Annotated in this window: 1 protein-coding gene; it reads right to left on the bottom strand. The window is 42.7% G+C overall.

The window, feature by feature from the left end:
* Positions 1–153 precede the first annotated feature (153 nt).
* Positions 154–620: FumA C-terminus/TtdB family hydratase beta subunit (locus AB5542_RS19365; RefSeq protein ID WP_368243353.1), on the bottom strand; the 467-nt coding region annotated here is incomplete at its 5' end.

Genomic DNA, 620 nt, shown 5'->3' with positions numbered 1-620 from the left:
TTTCCTCTTCGACTTTACTATTCAAAGATAAGCTTTAATTGGAAAAATGTTACCAACTATTTTTGGCCACATTACTTCCATTTTTATCTTTTAGTTTTTAACTTTTATCTTAATAAAAATAGAGGCGAATCGTGAGATTCGCCTCTATTTTTATTAATGTGCCCATTCGGCAAAGAAGTCATTTCCCTTGTCATCCACGATGATGAATGCCGGGAAGTTTTCCACCCGTATTTTACGGATAGCTTCCATCCCCAATTCTTCAAAGGCAACGATTTCTACTGATTTAATACTTTCTTTAGCCAAAATAGCTGCCGGTCCGCCGATAGATCCTAAGTAGAAACCACCGTGTTTTTTACAAGCATCTGTAACAGCTTGAGAGCGGTTACCTTTGGCAACCATGATCATAGAACCACCGTGATCTTGGAAAAGGTCAACATAGGGGTCCATACGTCCTGCCGTGGTAGGTCCGAAACTTCCGGAGGCCATTCCTTTCGGGGTTTTAGCCGGTCCTGCATAGTAAATCGGATGATTCTTAAAGTATTCCGGCATGGGCTTGCCTTCATCCAACATGGCTTTGATGCGGGCGTGAGCGATATCGCGGGCAACGATAAGTGTTCCGG

This window comes from Butyricimonas sp. RTP31003st1_G1_RTP31003_210430, from assembly GCF_040920905.1.
Lineage (GTDB): Bacteria > Bacteroidota > Bacteroidia > Bacteroidales > Marinifilaceae > Butyricimonas > Butyricimonas paravirosa.
Note: the sequence above shows the minus strand (reverse complement) of the source record. Positions and strands in the feature narration are given on the sequence as shown.